Origin of the sequence: Mesorhizobium sp. M4B.F.Ca.ET.214.01.1.1 (assembly GCF_004791545.1) — a bacterium.
Lineage (GTDB): Bacteria > Pseudomonadota > Alphaproteobacteria > Rhizobiales > Rhizobiaceae > Mesorhizobium > Mesorhizobium abyssinicae.
Map to the genome: position 1 here is coordinate 610346 of NZ_SRUX01000001.1, position 14419 is coordinate 624764.

13 protein-coding genes are annotated in these 14419 nt (G+C 64.7%); 1 reads left to right on the plus strand and 12 read right to left on the minus strand.

The annotated features are described in order from the left end of the window. Nucleotides 1-222: 222 nt before the first annotated feature. Nucleotides 223-1245, plus strand: coding sequence for a substrate-binding domain-containing protein (locus EN857_RS02810; RefSeq protein WP_127392523.1), 1023 nt, complete (start codon nt 223-225; stop codon nt 1243-1245). Nucleotides 1246-1267: 22 nt separating this feature from the next. Here EN857_RS02810 and EN857_RS02815 read toward each other — a convergent pair whose 3' ends face one another. From EN857_RS02815 to EN857_RS02875, 12 genes are all read right to left on the minus strand, one after another. Further along, a complete protein-coding gene (locus EN857_RS02815; protein ID WP_127310073.1) occupies nt 1268-2098 on the minus strand; it encodes an alpha/beta hydrolase in 831 nt (276 codons plus the stop codon). Nucleotides 2099-2514: 416 nt separating this feature from the next. After that, nucleotides 2515-3963: a S8 family serine peptidase gene (locus EN857_RS02825; protein WP_127283618.1), complete on the minus strand. Its 1449-nt coding sequence runs from the start codon at nt 3961-3963 to the stop codon at nt 2515-2517. Then, nucleotides 3953-4621, minus strand: a complete 669-nt coding sequence (locus EN857_RS02830) for an anti-sigma factor (RefSeq protein ID WP_128346217.1) — start codon at nt 4619-4621, stop codon at nt 3953-3955. The genes EN857_RS02825 and EN857_RS02830 overlap by 11 nt, the downstream gene beginning before the upstream one ends. Continuing rightward, complete coding sequence (locus tag EN857_RS02835; RefSeq protein ID WP_127310071.1) at nt 4618-5184, minus strand: sigma-70 family RNA polymerase sigma factor; 567 nt, start codon at nt 5182-5184, stop codon at nt 4618-4620. The genes EN857_RS02830 and EN857_RS02835 overlap by 4 nt, the downstream gene beginning before the upstream one ends. A 268-nt stretch (nt 5185-5452) precedes the next feature. After that, entirely contained in the window at nt 5453-6292 is an 840-nt protein-coding gene (locus tag EN857_RS02840; RefSeq protein WP_127287200.1) for an alkaline phosphatase family protein, read from the minus strand. 102 nt (nt 6293-6394) lie between these two features. Then, nucleotides 6395-8050 carry an ABC transporter ATP-binding protein gene (locus EN857_RS02845; RefSeq protein ID WP_127311196.1) on the minus strand — a complete coding sequence of 552 codons (1656 nt, stop codon included), beginning with the start codon at nt 8048-8050 and terminating at the stop codon, nt 6395-6397. Next, nucleotides 8050-8877, minus strand: a complete 828-nt coding sequence (locus EN857_RS02850; protein WP_127285658.1) for an ABC transporter permease — start codon at nt 8875-8877, stop codon at nt 8050-8052. Before EN857_RS02850 ends, EN857_RS02845 begins: the two co-directional genes overlap by 1 nt. A 13-nt stretch (nt 8878-8890) precedes the next feature. Continuing rightward, entirely contained in the window at nt 8891-9850 is a 960-nt protein-coding gene (locus EN857_RS02855) for an ABC transporter permease (RefSeq protein ID WP_127285657.1), read from the minus strand. A gap of 16 nt (nt 9851-9866) precedes the next feature. Then, nucleotides 9867-11453 (minus strand): ABC transporter substrate-binding protein, encoded by a 1587-nt coding sequence (locus EN857_RS02860; protein WP_127285656.1) that lies wholly within the window; start codon nt 11451-11453, stop codon nt 9867-9869. A 149-nt stretch (nt 11454-11602) separates the two neighbouring features. Further along, nucleotides 11603-13588 (minus strand): CocE/NonD family hydrolase, encoded by a 1986-nt coding sequence (locus EN857_RS02865; RefSeq protein WP_128346219.1) that lies wholly within the window; start codon nt 13586-13588, stop codon nt 11603-11605. Between the two features lie 79 nt (nt 13589-13667). Continuing rightward, nucleotides 13668-14078, minus strand: a complete 411-nt coding sequence (locus EN857_RS02870) for a type II toxin-antitoxin system MqsA family antitoxin (protein WP_245493328.1) — start codon at nt 14076-14078, stop codon at nt 13668-13670. Nucleotides 14079-14080: 2 nt separating this feature from the next. Beyond that, the gene (locus tag EN857_RS02875; RefSeq protein WP_127393540.1) at nt 14081-14386 is read right to left on the minus strand and encodes a type II toxin-antitoxin system MqsR family toxin; all 306 of its coding nucleotides are present in this window, start codon (nt 14384-14386) and stop codon (nt 14081-14083) included. Between the last annotated feature and the right edge of the window lie 33 nt (nt 14387-14419).

The window sequence follows — 14419 nt, forward strand, 5'->3', positions numbered from 1 at the left end:
CATTGAATCGAGCGGGAGTCAAGAGGGGCAGAAGGCTAATCGATTTAATTTCTGCAAATAGGTGCGTAGAAAGTGCGCTGCAGCACGTTTTTTTGGCGCTGCAGCAGCAAATTTTGCTTCAAACCCATCTGAACGGTGCTTATGGTCGACCCGTTGGACGTCACCAGCGTTGGTTGTCGTTTTGACTCAAATTAAAAGCGCTTTGAGGCTTGGAGGCCTCCGGTGAACCTTAAACAGCTCGCTCACATGCTGGCGCTCTCGCAGACCACGGTGAGCCGGGCGCTGAACGGCTACCCCGAGGTCAACGAGGAAACGCGGCGGCGGGTGATGGACGCGGCCAAGCGCCATGGCTACCGCCCCAATCCGAGCGCGCGGCGACTGGCGACCGGAAAGACCGGGATGATCGGCTATGTGCTGCCGACCGGCGCCGCCGTCGACATCGATCCGCACTTCGTCGAGTTCCTGTCCGGCCTCGGCGACTATGCCCGCTCGCACGAGCTCGACCTGGTGCTGTCGCCGGCGGACGCCGACGACCAGGAGACAACCTACCGGCGCATCGTCGCCAACCGGCAGGTCGACGCGGTCTACATCTCCTCGCCGCGGCCGGCCGACCGGCGGGTGGCGCTGCTCAACACGCTCGGCATTCCCTTCATCGTTCATGGCCGCAGCGAGGGCTTCGACTTCGACTATGCCTTCCTCGACATCGACAACGAGGGCGCCTTCCACGAGGCGGCGCGGCTGCTGATCCAGCTCGGCCACAGGCGGCTTGCGCTGATCAACGGCGACGACCGCGAGACTTTCGCCATCCATCGCGAGCGCGGCATGCGCCGCGCACTCGCCACGACTGGCCTCGTGCTTGGCGAGCGCCATATCTGTTCGCTCACCATGACCGAGGAGAACGGCTACCGCGCCGCCAGGCGCCTGCTCGAGCAGAGCGAGCCGCCGACGGCGATCGCCTGCTCCAGCCTGATCATGTCGCTCGGCGTGGTGCGCGCGGTGCGCGACCTTGGCCTCTCCATTCCCGGCGACCTCTCCTTGATCGCGCATGACGACGTCTTTCCCTGGCTGAAGCCGGAGAATTTCCCGGTGCCGCTGTCGACGACGCGCTCGTCGATCCGCCTCGCAGGCGCCCGCGTCGCCGAGCGTCTCGCGGCGCGCATATCGGGACTGGAAGAGGGCGCCCGCGGCGAGGTCTGGCCGGTGGATCTGGTGGTGCGGGGGTCTGTGGCCGGGGCGCCTACGTAGGATCAAACTCAAACCATGCGGATCAGCCTTCGGGTTCGCGTGACAAGAACCTGTTCAGCCGCCCCAGCACCAGATCTGGCGCTTCGAGCTGAGGAAGATGGCCGACGCCGGGCAGTGTTTCGAACGATGCCTGCTGGATGAGTGCGTGAAGCGCTTTGCCTCGCTCCAGCGGTATCCATGGGTCGTCCTCGCCCCAGATGATCTCTACCGGACAGCGTATATCTTTGAACATCGGCTCGACCTCGGCGGTGTATCTTTCATCGGCTTGCGCGAATTGCCGATAGAAGCTCACCCTTCCCTCCTCGGACAGCCACGGCTCCACAAGCTTGTCGAAATCTCCAGGATCGATCTCATTGACGATCGCTCCCTTGACGTAAGCCGCCACGACGGCTTCATGGATGTGCGCCGGCAAGCCCAGGAAGGCATCCACGTGACGGCCGACATGGTCGAAGAACTCCGATCCCCAGGGGCGCATGGCGACGACATTCATCAAAACGTAGCGGTCGAAATCACAGCCGTGCAGCAGATGCGCCCGCAACGTCGTCGCGCCTCCCATGTCGTGGGCAACAACCATGGGCCGCTGGAGGCGCCAATGGGCAAGCATCTCTGCAAAGACCTTGCCTTGCACATCGAGCGAGGTGCGCTGGTCCGCGGCTTTGTCGGATCGGCCGTATCCGGGCATGTCGTACCAATGGACATGGTATCGCCGCGCCAGGGCCGGAATGATCCGGTGCCATGAGAACGAGGACCACGGCCAGCCATGGGCAAGCACGAGCGATGGCCCGTTGCCAGCCCGACCCGCCGCCACCGCGCCCGCAGACGTTTGCGCGGTTTCATCCAGTTTCCACGACATCGAGATTCTCCAAGCACTCCGGACACCGCGGCGAGGTCTGGCCGGTGGATCTGGTGGTGCGGGGTTCTGTGGCCGGGGCGCCGGGGTAGAAGGCCCAGAGCAATAGAGTTGAACCTACCGCGGACGGCCGCAACTAGTCGTCCGATCGCCGTTGCGCCAACTTAATCTGATAGACGCTTCTCGGATGCCTCCTCCGTCGCCATATGTTGAGAGTATAAATTAGAGTAATGTATCCAACTACTGCGATGAGGGTCCATGAAATACCAAGTGCGTCGGTCGAAATAATAATAGCTATAGATGCGACTCCGAACACGATGTAATATAAAACCGATGACCAGAAGTATATCTCCATTTGAGAGCTTCTCATTTATCGAACCTTCAGGAATTTCGATTCACATTCGCATACTGGCGACGGACTATTCCTTCGCCGTCTCGGCCGCCTTGGTATCCAGCAGCCCATAGCCGAAATCATTGTCTCGCCCTTTCGGGCCGAGATCCTTGGCGGTGGCGGCGAGCGCCTTCTCGATGTCGTCGGCCGAGCGGTCCGGCGCGGCGTGGATCAAATTGGCGATGGCGCCGCTGACGATCGCGGCGGCGAAGGAGGTGCCGGTCACCACGTCCGAGCCGGCGCCGCTCGGCGCCACCACCTCGACGCCGGGAGCGGAGATGAAGACATAGGCGCCGCGATTGGCCTGCGGCATCAGCCCGTCCTTGGCGTCGGTGGCGGTCACCGCGATGACGCCGTCGAAGGCGGCCGGGTAGCCATAGGGAGCCTTCGGGCCGTTGTTGCCGGCGGCGGCGACCAGGACGATGCCCAGCGCGCGGGCATTGCGGCAGGCAATGCCGAGCAGGTCGTTCTTCGGGCCGACGAAGCTCATATTGATGATGCGCACATCCTGCTCTGCCGCCCAGTCGAGCGCCGACAGGATGACGTCCATGGTCGACTTGCCGCCCTCGAAGGCGCGGGCATGGTAGATCTTCGCGCCAGGCGCCATGCCCTTGAGCGCGCCGACGCCGGCGATCAGGCCATCGATCGAGGTGCCGTGGTCGCGCTTTTCGACCGCCACGGCGGGCATGGCGTCGAACTGGTCGGCGATGACGCCCGACAGCGCCGGGTTGGTGTCGTCGATGCCGGTGTCGATGACGGCGACGCGGACATTCTCGCCGCTCGCCTGGTCAGCATCGAGCGCGATGCGGTCGAAGGCATAGTTGACGATGCCGGCCGCCTGCTGCAGCGAATAGACATGGTTGGGCTCGCGGCGCCTGGTGCGGCCGTCGGCGGCCAGTTGCGCCAGCACGACGCCGACCGGGCGGCCGTCGGGAATGCCGAAGCGCGCCAGCGTGGTGCCGAGCAGGCGCGACTGCCGCTCGGAGCGCACTTCGAGCCCGAAGGAAGCGGCGATCTGCTGCACGGTGGCGGCATCGCCGTCGACCGTCACCAGCACCTCGTCCGGCACGAAATCGCCGACGATGGCGCGCTGCGGCTCGGTGGCGATGAGGTCGGTCGGCGAAATGATCGGACCGCCAAGCGCCGGCGCTTGCACGGGCGGCGCGGGCTGGGCCGGCGGCGGCAGCGAGCTGGCCGGATCGCGACGCGGATCGGGCGTCGGCACCGGCGTCGCGCCGCCGGGAGGATTGGGGAACAGGTCGACGATCAGGGCAGGCAGAAAGACGGCGCCTGCAGGGCCGGCACCAGGCGTACCGCCGCCATCATCCTTGGCGCAGTCGGCGCCGGCGGCGTTTGTCCCGTCGGGACACCCGGTCTTGGCCGGCGGCTGGTCCTCGCTCTGGGCAAAAACGGGCATGGCGGCGATTGTCATCGCCGCCAGCAGGAACCCAAACGCGATGACCGGTTTAGCCGCCACTGGCCGGTTTCCTTCCCTCGATCACAGCATCGGCGAAAGGCTGGGCGGCAATAAGGCCGAGCAGCTTCTTGTAATCGTCTCCGGTCTCGGCCGGGATGGCGATGCGGAAGACGCCGTCGGCGGTCGGCCCGCCGGCGATTTTCAGCCTGTTCCGATCGAGGAAGGCGGCGATATCAGCCATCTTCGCCTCCGGCTTGAACTTGACCAGCGCGAACGGCAGCTTCGCCAGCTCGTCCTCGGCGCCGGCGATCTCGAAATCGTTGCCCTTGCCGCCGGGCTCAACGAAGGATTGCACCACCACCAGCGCCAGCAGGGCCGCCGCAGCCGCCCAGGCGACGGTGGCGGGCACCGCCATGAAGCGATTGAGGGCCTGCGTGAGCCATGACGGGCTGGCCGGCGCACGCGCCGGACCGGCCTCGGCTTCGAGGGCGCGGGCGAAGCGGCTCAGCGCATCGGCCGGCGGGCGGATCGCCTCGTTGGCGGCGGCGGTGCCGGAGAATTCGGCCTCGGCCTCGCCGAGCGCGGCAAGTGCGGCCGGATCGTTCGCCAGCCATTCCTCGACGGCTTCCAGCTCGGCGCCTTCCAGCGAGCCGTTCAGGTAGAACGGCAGCAGCGTTTCCATCTCGTCGCGGCGCGACATCTTTTCAGCGGCGCTCATGGCCACCCCCTGTCGTAACCGGCAGCCTTGAGGGCCTCGCCGAGTTTCTTGCGGGCGTAGAACATCCTGGTCTTGACGGTGGCGACGGGAATGCCGAGCACCTCGCCGATCTCGGTCACCGACTGTCCGTGGTAATAGGCGAGGTCGATCACCGTGCGATGCTCCTCCGGCAGGGCGTCGACGAAGCGCCGCAGGGCGGCGCCCTTGTCTTCCTTCATGGTGACGACTTCCGGCGTGTCGGCGCTGTCGGGGACCTGGGCCGCGTCATCGTCGTCGATCCAGTCCTCCTTCTTCTTGCGCAGCGAGGACAGCGCCTTGAAGCGGGCGATGCCGAGCAGCCATGTCGAGACTTCCGAGCGCCCTTCGAAGCTGGGCGCCTGGCGCCACAGTTCGAGGAACACCTCGTTCGCGATATCGTCGGCCATCATTTCCGATCCCGTCTGGCGCACCACGAAACGGTAGACCCGCGCATGGTGACGCATGAACAGGAGCCGCACGGCAGCCCGGTCGCCCTTCGCGACCCGGTCGACAAGCGCGCGATCGGTCTCCATCGCCGCCGTCATGGCCGGTCGAGCCGCCTGGCTCCTCGTAGCTCTGTCGCCGATCGGTCCAAAAAGGTTCATCCTTCCGCCAAGGAATTTTCGGGAGGCTAACCGAAGAGCGGGGACGTTGCCAGAGTATCTGCCTTCTCCCCGTCACTATACGGGGAGAAGCTGCCGGCAGGCGGATGAGGGGCGGCGCCGGCGTCGGCAATTGTCGATGTTGGCGCTGCCCCTCACCCTTACCCTCTCCCCGTATAGTGACGGGGAGAGGGGGCGCCAACGCCGCGTTTCACCCCAAAAACGGCTTCGCCTTCATCGTCTCTGGCACGGGCACGCCGAGGCGCTTCAGCACCGTCGGCGCCAGCTGCAACTGGTCGAGCAGCGTGTCTGGCTCGGGACCTTTGCCCGGGCCGAAATAGTATAGGGCGAAATCCTGCATCTCGTCGTCATGGCCGCCGTGGTGGCCGCGGTCGGTCTGGCCATGGTCGGCGGTGACGATCACCTCGTAGCCGGCTTGCCGCCAGAGCGGCAGGAAGCCGGCGAGCATGGCATCCATCGCATAGACGGCATGGTCCATCTCATGGCAGTCATGGCCGAAGCGATGCCCCATCGAATCCAGCGTGCAGGTGTGGAGGATGCCGTAGTCGATGCCGTGGCGCCTGGCCAGCATGGTCAGCGTGGCGAACAGGTCGGCATCGCTGGGCGTCATCTGGTTCCTGGCATTGTAGCCGGTCATGGTGTGGAAGCGGCCATGGGTGATCGGCCCGCCCGGCTCGTCGAACTCCATGTCCTCGACGAGGTCGAACGGATAGGAGCGGAAGAATTCCGACCAGTAGGAATGGGTGACCGCGCCCGTCCTGCCGCCGGCCTTGCTGACCTCGGAGAAGATGTCCGGCTGCTCGACCCTGAACCGGTTCTCATTGGACAGGATGCCATGCACCTGCGGCGCAACGCCGGTGTGGATCGAGGCATAGCAGCAGGCCGAGGTCGACGGGAGCACCGAGCGCATCTTCCAGACCCGCGCCTCGCCCGACTGGACCCAGCCTTCGAGATTACCCATGAGCCGGCGCCAGTTCCGGTAGGGCACGCCGTCGAGGATGATAAGCAGAAGCTTTGTCGCGAGCGCCACCGGCGGCTCCATTCCAATGTCCTTTGAAATCGGAACGCCGCGGGTCTCTCGGACACGCGGCGCCCACACCCGTGAAACGGGCAGGCCGATGCTTCCTGGGCCCTAGTTGCCCGCGCTCGCCATGCGACGACCCGCGATCGCCTTCTCCAGCCAGCCGATCTCCATTTCGGGAACCGAGGACAGCAAGAGATCGGTGTAGGCATCGAAGGGCGGTGCCAGCACCTTGCTCTTGGCGCCGTAGCGCACCACCTCGCCGCGATACATCACCGCGATCGAATCGGCGATCGACTTCACCGTGGCGAGATCGTGGGTGATGAACAGATAGGCGACGCCTTCCTCCTTCTGCAGGCCGAGCAGCAGTTCGAGGATGCCATGCGCGACCAGCGGGTCGAGCGCCGACGTCACCTCGTCGCAGATGATCAGCTTCGGCTTGGCGGCGAGCGAGCGGGCGATGCAGACGCGCTGCTTCTGGCCGCCGGAGAGCTCGGCCGGGTAGCGGTCGACGAAACCCTTGCCCATCTCGATCTTGTCGAGCAGCTCGGCGACGCGCCGGTCGCGCTCGCTGCCGCGTATGCCGAAATAGAATTCGAGCGGCCGACCGATGATGGTGCCGACCGTCTGGCGCGGATTCATCGCCACGTCGGCCATCTGGTAGATCATCTGCAGCTGGCGCAGATCCTCCTTCGGCCGGTCGACGAGCTTGTTGCCGAGCGTGCGGCCATCGAAGACGACGCTGCCCTGCTCGGGCGGCAGCAAGCCGGTGATGGCGCGCGCCAGCGTCGACTTGCCCGAACCGGACTCGCCGACGACGGCCAGCGTCTGGCCCGGAAAGATGTCGACCGAAACGTTTTTCAGCACCTTGATGTGGCTGCGGCCATAGGCGGCGGTCACGTTCTTCACCGACAGCACCGGCGTCGTGCCGGGCGTTTGCTCCTGGTGCGCGATCTCGTGCACCGAGACCAGCGCGTTGGTGTATTCCTGGCGCGGTTCCTTGATGATCTGGCGGGTGCCGCCCCATTCGACCAGCCGGCCGTGGCGCAGCACCATGATCTCGTCCGACACCTGGGCGACGACGGCAAGGTCATGGGTGATGTAGAGCGCCGCGACATGCGTGTCGCGGATGGCGTCCTTGATCGCCGCCAGCACGTCGATCTGCGTCGTCACGTCGAGCGCGGTGGTCGGCTCGTCGAAGACGATCAGGTCGGGTTCGGAGCACAGCGCCATCGCCGTCATGACGCGCTGCAGCTGACCACCGGAGACCTGGTGCGGGAAGCGTTCGCCAATGGTTTCCGGGTTGGGGAGGCTGAGTTTCTTGAACAGCGCGACGGCACGTTTCTCGGCCTCGGCCCGGGTCGCCGTGCCGTGCAGAAGGGCTGCCTCCACCACCTGATCCATCAGCCTGTGGGCGGGATTGAAGGCGGCGGCCGCCGACTGCGCGACATAGCAGACCTCGCGGCCGCGCAACCTGCGGAAGCCTTCCTTGCCGCCCTTCAGGATGTCGCGGCCGTTGAGGATGACCTCGCCGCCGGTGATGCGCACGCCGCCGCGGCCATAGCCCATCGACGACAGGCCGATGGTCGACTTGCCGGCGCCGGACTCGCCGATCAGGCCGAGCACCTTGCCCTTTTCCAGCGTCAGCGAGACGTCGTGCACCAGCGTGATGGTCTTCGGCTGCTCGCCGGGCGGATAGACGGTCGCTTCGATGCGCAGGTTGCGGATGTCGAGCAGCATGCCGGGCTTCGCTTTGGTGTCAGCCATCACCCGCGCCCTCCCTTCAGGCTTGCCGTCCGGTTGAGCACCCAGTCGGCGACGAGATTGACGGAGATGGCAAGCGCCGCGATCGCCGCGGCCGGGATCAGCGCCGCCGCGATGCCGAAGACGATGCCGTCCTTGTTTTCCTTCACCATGCCGCCCCAGTCGGCGTCCGGCGGCTGCACGCCGAGGCCGAGGAAGGAGAGCGTCGACAAAAACAGCACCGCATAGATGAAACGCAGGCCAAGCTCCGAGACCAGCGGCGACAGCGCATTGGGCAGGATCTCGCGGAAGATGATCCAGGCGCTGCCTTCGCCGCGCAGCTTGGCGGCTTCGACATAATCCATGACGTTGATGTCGACGGCGACCGCGCGCGACAGCCGGTAGACGCGGGTGGAGTCGAGAACGCCCATCACCAGGATCAGCGTCACCACGTTGGAGGGGAGCACCGAAAGCACGACGAGGGCCATGATCAGCGTCGGGATCGACATCAGCAGGTCGATGAGGCGCGACAGGATGGTGTCGTACCAGCCGCCGAACACCGCGGCCGAAAAACCGAGTATGGCGCCGAGCGAGAAGGACAGCGCGGTGGCCAGCACCGCGATGAACAGGGTGATGCGGGCGCCGTAGATCATGCGTGACAGCAGGTCGCGGCCGAGATTGTCGGTGCCCAGCCAGTGCGCCGATGACATCGGCTCCCAAGGGACGTCGCTGACAATCTCGGCATTGCCGTGCGGCGCGATCCACGGCGCGAAGATCGCTGCCAGCACGAACAGCGAGGTCAGCACGATACCGATCAATGCCGGTAGGGGGATGCGTGCAATATTCAGCATGTCCCGCTACCTCCTACTTCGGATGCCTGAGGCGCGGATTGGCGACGATCGCCGCAATGTCCGCGATGATGTTGAGGCTGATATAGACGGCGGCGAAGATCAGGCCGACCGCCTGAACGACCGGCACGTCGCGCTTGGTGACGTGGTCGACCAGATACTGTCCCATGCCGGGATAGACGAAGATCACCTCGACCACGACGACGCCGACGACGAGATAGGCGAGGTTGAGCATGACGACGTTGATGATCGGCGCGATGGCGTTCGGGAACGCATGCTTGCGGATGACGGCGAAGGCCGACAGACCCTTCAACTCGGCCGTCTCGACATAGGCCGACTGCATGACGTTGAGGATCGCCGCGCGCGTCATGCGCATCATGTGGGCCAGAACCACCAACGTCAGCGCCGCCGCAGGCAAGGCGATGGCCTGCATGCGCTCACCGAACGGCATACCCTCATAGACGGTGGAGATGGCCGGGAACCATTGGTGCTGCACTGCGAAGTAGAAGACGAGCACATAGCCGATGAAGAATTCCGGGAACGAGGTCGAGGCCAGCGCCACGCCGGAGATCAGCTTGTCGACCCAGCCGTTGCGGTAACGCACCGCGATCAGACCGAGGATGATCGCCAGCGGCACGGCGACGATCGCCGCCCAGAAGGCGAGGAACAGCGTGTTCCACAGCCGGTCCTTGATCGATGTCGCAATGTCCTGCCCGCTCGACATGGCGGTGCCGAGATCGCCGGTGAGCACGCCGCCCAGCCAGTGGAAGTAGCGGAGATAGGCAGGCTGGTTGAGCCCGAGCTGCTCGCGCAGATTGGCGAGCGACTCCGGCGTCGCCGATTGTCCGAGAATGGCTTGCGCGACGTCGCCGGGCAGGATCTGGGTGCCGGCGAAGATCAGGACCGAAACGGCCAACAAGAGGAGGATGCCCAGCGCAACGCGCTGGGCCACCAGTTTCACGATGGGTGAGGACATCTCCGCAAGGCCGAACTCAGGCTTCGAGCCAGCACTTCGCCAGAGCGTAGCCGTTCATCAGCTCCTGATGCGGATCGTCGACCCAGCCGCCGACCTTGGCGCCGGTGGCATCGATGAACTGATTGAACATCGGCAGGATCAGACCGCCCTCGTCGCGCACCATGACGGCCATGTCATGGTACATCGCCTTGCGCTTGGCTTCGTCCAGCTCGGCGCGCGCGGCCAGCACCATCTTGTCGAAGTCCGGACGCTTGAAGCGCGTGTCGTTCCAGTCGGCCGTCGACAGATAGGCGGTCGAGTACATCTGGTCCTGGGTCGAGCGGCCGCCCCAATACGAGGCGCAGAAGGGCTGCTTGTTCCAGACCTCGTTCCAGTAGCCGTCGCCCGGCTCGCGCTTGATCTCGAGCTTGATGCCGGCCTTGGCCGCGCTCTGCTGGTAGAGCTGCGCGGCATCGACGGCGCCGGGGAAGGCGACATCGGAGGTCCTGAGCAGCACCGAGCCGTCATGGCCGGACTTCTTGTAGTGGAACTTGGCCTTGTCCGGATCGTACTTGCGCTGCTCGATCTCGGTGAACAGCGGGTAGGCCGCGTTGATCGGGAAGTCGTTGCCAAGCGAGCCGTAGCCGCGCAGCACCTTGTTCAGCATCTCCTCGCGGTCGATGGCCAGCTTCAGCGCCATCCTGAGATCGTTGTTGTCGAACGGCGCCGTGTTGCAATGCATGATGAACACGTAGTGGCCGGGGCCCGCATGGTTGCGGATGGTGACGCCCGGCACGCGCTTGATCAGGTCGACGATCTTCGGCTCGACGCGGTTGATCATGTTGACCTGGCCGCCCTGCAGGGCCGCGGTGCGCGCCGTCGCGTCGTTGATGACAACCACTTCGATCTGGTCGGCATGGCCCATCTTGTCGCCCTGCCAGTAGTTGGCGAAGCGCTCGCCTACATGGCGCACGCCGGGCTCGTTGGTCTTGACCACATAGGGGCCCGCCGAGATGCCGGCATCGGGCTTGTCCTTGCCGCCGTTCGGCTGGACGATCAGGTGATAGTCGCTCAGCAGGTAGGGAAGGTCGGCATTGGCCTCCTTCAGCGTCAGCACCACTTCCTTGCCGCTGGCCTTGATGCTCTCGATGCCCTTCATGTAGCCGAGAGCGCCGGATTTCGACTTCTCGTCGGAGTGACGTTCGAGCGTGGCGGCGACGTCCTCGGCGGTCACGGTCTTGCCGTTGTGGAATTCGACACCGTCGCGAATCTTCAGCGTCCAGACCTTGGCATCATCGGAGGAGCCGATCTCCTCGGCGATGCGGTTCTCGAGCTTGCCGTCAGGCGACAGCTCGACGATCATTTCGCCCCAGCACTTGCCGAAGGCGAACGGCACCTGGGTCATCATCAGCGCCGGATCGAGGCTGTTGGTGGATTCACCACCGACGAGGCCGGCCTTCAGCGTGCCGCCCTTGACCGGACCGGCGGCGCGGGCCGCGCTCGAAAGCAGCGAATTGGCGAAGGGAGCGGAGATGCCGAGCGCGGCGGCGCGGCCGAGAAAGTCGCGACGGCTGAGCTTGCCGGCGGCGACACGACGGCTGAGATAGTCCAGTTCGTTAGACATTGCAGGTTCCTCACTCTGATGGTTCGACCTTGCGGCCGTTTCTTGTTTCTTGTGAGGATAATGAGCGCAACGGAAAGCTGTAAGCAAGACCGAATGCGACATGCCGTGGCGTAAATGGCGCGTCGCAATTGGACCAATCCTGCCAGCTCTCAGACGAGAGCGCGTGGAATCTTCTGTTCGAAGTCGCGTTCGAAGACGCGGTTTTCGCCCTCATAGGCCTCGATTCTGGCGCTCAGCACGAAGTTTTGCGGGTCGGAATGGATCGCCGCGAAGGTCTCGGTGCGCACCGACCATCCATTTCGCGACAAAGTCTGTGTCCAGTGGGTTTTTCCTGAGGCTGACGACGGATCGTCGGGATGGATCGCCCAGACCTCCCTGACGATGCTGCCATTGGCGAGACCATGCGCGAGGTCGCGCACAGCGCCGAAATCATCGGTGATGGAAAGCGTGACGATGCCGGTCTTCTCGTCGCGGTCGACATGGCGCTCGGAACTGGCGGGGCGGATCGTCTCGGTCTGCCAGGGCGTGGCGCCCTCGGGGGCGGGGAACGAAACTTCGTCGCCTGTCGCCAGCGGCCGGACCGGCAGGTTGAGCGTGGCCTTCGACAGGTCGAGGCGGACCGGCTCCGGCGAGGGCCAGATCATCGGCCAGTAGGCGTTTGAAACGGCAATGCGCAGCCGGTGGCCGGCCGGCACGCGGTAGGAGCACTGGTCGAGCACGACACGGGCCGAGACACTCTCGCCCGGCAGCAGCGCCTCGGGGAATTCATGCGAATTGCGGTGCGTCAGGTTGAGCACGCCGTAGGAGATCAGTTCCGAGGCGCCGTCGGGATGGACGTCACAGAGCCTGACAGCGATGTTGGCCTGGGGCCGGTCGGAGGCGACCCTGACCAGGAGCTCCGGCGCACCGACAATGTCAATCGCCCGATCAAGCACCGGCCGGTCGAAACACACCGACAGGGCATCGTCGGGGCGCTGGTCGCCCGGCAGTTCCGGCCCGAAGGTGAAGGGGAAATATTCGCCGCCGGCAAGGCCGCAGCTTTGCGGCGTGGCGACGATGGCAGGCTTGGCGCCTTCCGGAATCAGCTCGATCGCTTCTACCTTGACGTTGGACGACGGCCATTCCTGCTCGGCCACCCAGCGGCCTGGCCGCTCCGGGTGCCAGCGTGCCGGCCGCACGCTGTCCATCACATAGGCGCGGTAGTCGGGATCGGCCTCGACGCCGGTCTCGGCCCCCTTCAGCCAGCGGTCCCACCAGCGCAGGGCCTCCTGGAGGAAGCCGATTGCCGGCCTGGGTCCGGCGTAGTGTGGGTATTTGTGGATCCACGGGCCGACGATGCCCTTGACCGGCGCCTCGATGTTGGTGACCAGGTGCGAGATGGTGTTGCGGTAGCCGTCATGCCAGCCGCCGATCGACAGCACCGCCGCCTTGACGGCGGAGAAATCCTCGCAGATCGAGCCGCGCTTCCAATAGGCGTCGCGATGCTGATGGCTGAGCCAGAGCGGCGCCAGGAAGGACTGGTTCTCCAGCCGGTCGAGCCACAAATCGCGCCAGCGGTTGCCGCCGGCGATCAGTGGATCCGGCGGCCGCGACGAGTAAGAGAGCATGGTCGAGGCCCAGCCGAAATTCTCGATCAGCAGGCAGCCGCCCTTGTAATGGATGTCGTCGGCATAGCGGTCGACGGTCGAGCACAGGCTGATTACCGCCTTCAGGGCCGGCGGCTGTTTGGCCGCGACCTGCAGGCAGTTGAAGCCGCCCCAGGAAATGCCCATCATGCCGACATTGCCGTTGCACCAGGGCTGGGCCGCCGCCCAGGCGATGACGTCGCAGGCATCCTGCAGTTCCTGCTCGGAATATTCGTCGTCCATCAGCCCTTCGGAATCGCCATTGCCGCGCATGTCGACACGGATCGAGGCGTAGCCGTGGCCGGCGAAATAGGGATGCGTCAGCTGATCGCGGAAGATGGTGCCGTCACGCTTGCGGTAGGGGAGATGCTCGAGGATCGCCGGCACCGGATCGTCGGCGGCGTCCTCCGGCATCCAGATGCGCGCCGACAGCCGGCAGCCATCCGGCATGACGATGCCCATGTCGGGAAATTCGACGACCCTGCGGGGAAATTCGGTGACGGTTTTCATGGCGGGCATAACGCTCCGCAGCGTGGCGACTTTCAATCGCCATTCGCGACTGGAGCATCAAAAAATGCGACCTGGGCCGCTAACGCAATTCATCCAGAAGTTCGGGATGCTTTTCGAGAAGCGTCATCAGTTGGATGGTCGGGCCGCTGGGCTCGATCAAGCCCCGCTCATATTTGTCGAAGGCGTTCTCGCCGACTCTGAACAGAGAGCCAGCCTCGCGTTGTGAAAGCTTGAGCCTCGTTCGCATGCGCCGAATAGTTGCCGGCGCTGGCACACCGTCAACCTTCTCCTTGAGTACGCGGAGGGCGGCATCAACGGCCGCCATATCGTCCCCGACATGCACGCCTTCGCCTTCGGATGCAGGATAGTAACCCGGCAGGTCGACCACCATGCTCTCGCCTTTGTAGGCCACATTGAATGGGCGCACGCCGCGGGTAAGTGTCTCTCCGGTTTCGGGAGAGATCATGGTTGCAGTTGTTTCCTTCGCCATGGTCATTTCTCCTTGAACGCCATGACCGTGAATTCGGTCACGACATCCGCCTGGAATTTCACGTAGAGAAGCACGTCGCGCGCCGGCACATGATAGACATCCTGCCAGACCCGGTGATCCGCGAAGGTCGTCATCGATTTCACGAACATCTTCCGCGTCATGCTGCCAACCACCTCAACAATTCCGGCGCGATCGAACCCGAGGCCAACAGCACCCCTTAGTGCGGATGTTGTGATTGCCAGAGTATCGACAGACCGAAACGTCGCCTTGATCGCATCAAGATCGTATGTCGGCCTGCGTTTCTCCATAGCCTACTATGCCACCATAAAGGTGGCAACTCA

What these genes read in the sequence shown, in the direction of transcription:
- EN857_RS02870 (WP_245493328.1), bottom strand. Translation starts at nt 14,078, where the DNA reads ATGGCGAAGGAAACAACTGCAACCATGATCTCTCCCGAAACCGGAGAG.
- EN857_RS02830 (WP_128346217.1), bottom strand. Translation starts at nt 4,621, where the DNA reads ATGAGCGCCGCTGAAAAGATGTCGCGCCGCGACGAGATGGAAACGCTG.
- EN857_RS02835 (WP_127310071.1), bottom strand. Translation starts at nt 5,184, where the DNA reads ATGACGGCGGCGATGGAGACCGATCGCGCGCTTGTCGACCGGGTCGCG.
- EN857_RS02845 (WP_127311196.1), bottom strand. Translation starts at nt 8,050, where the DNA reads ATGGCTGACACCAAAGCGAAGCCCGGCATGCTGCTCGACATCCGCAAC.
- EN857_RS02875 (WP_127393540.1), bottom strand. Translation starts at nt 14,386, where the DNA reads ATGGAGAAACGCAGGCCGACATACGATCTTGATGCGATCAAGGCGACG.
- EN857_RS02855 (WP_127285657.1), bottom strand. Translation starts at nt 9,850, where the DNA reads ATGTCCTCACCCATCGTGAAACTGGTGGCCCAGCGCGTTGCGCTGGGC.
- EN857_RS02860 (WP_127285656.1), bottom strand. Translation starts at nt 11,453, where the DNA reads ATGTCTAACGAACTGGACTATCTCAGCCGTCGTGTCGCCGCCGGCAAG.
- EN857_RS02865 (WP_128346219.1), bottom strand. Translation starts at nt 13,588, where the DNA reads ATGAAAACCGTCACCGAATTTCCCCGCAGGGTCGTCGAATTTCCCGAC.
- EN857_RS02815 (WP_127310073.1), bottom strand. Translation starts at nt 2,098, where the DNA reads ATGTCGTGGAAACTGGATGAAACCGCGCAAACGTCTGCGGGCGCGGTG.
- EN857_RS02850 (WP_127285658.1), bottom strand. Translation starts at nt 8,877, where the DNA reads ATGCTGAATATTGCACGCATCCCCCTACCGGCATTGATCGGTATCGTG.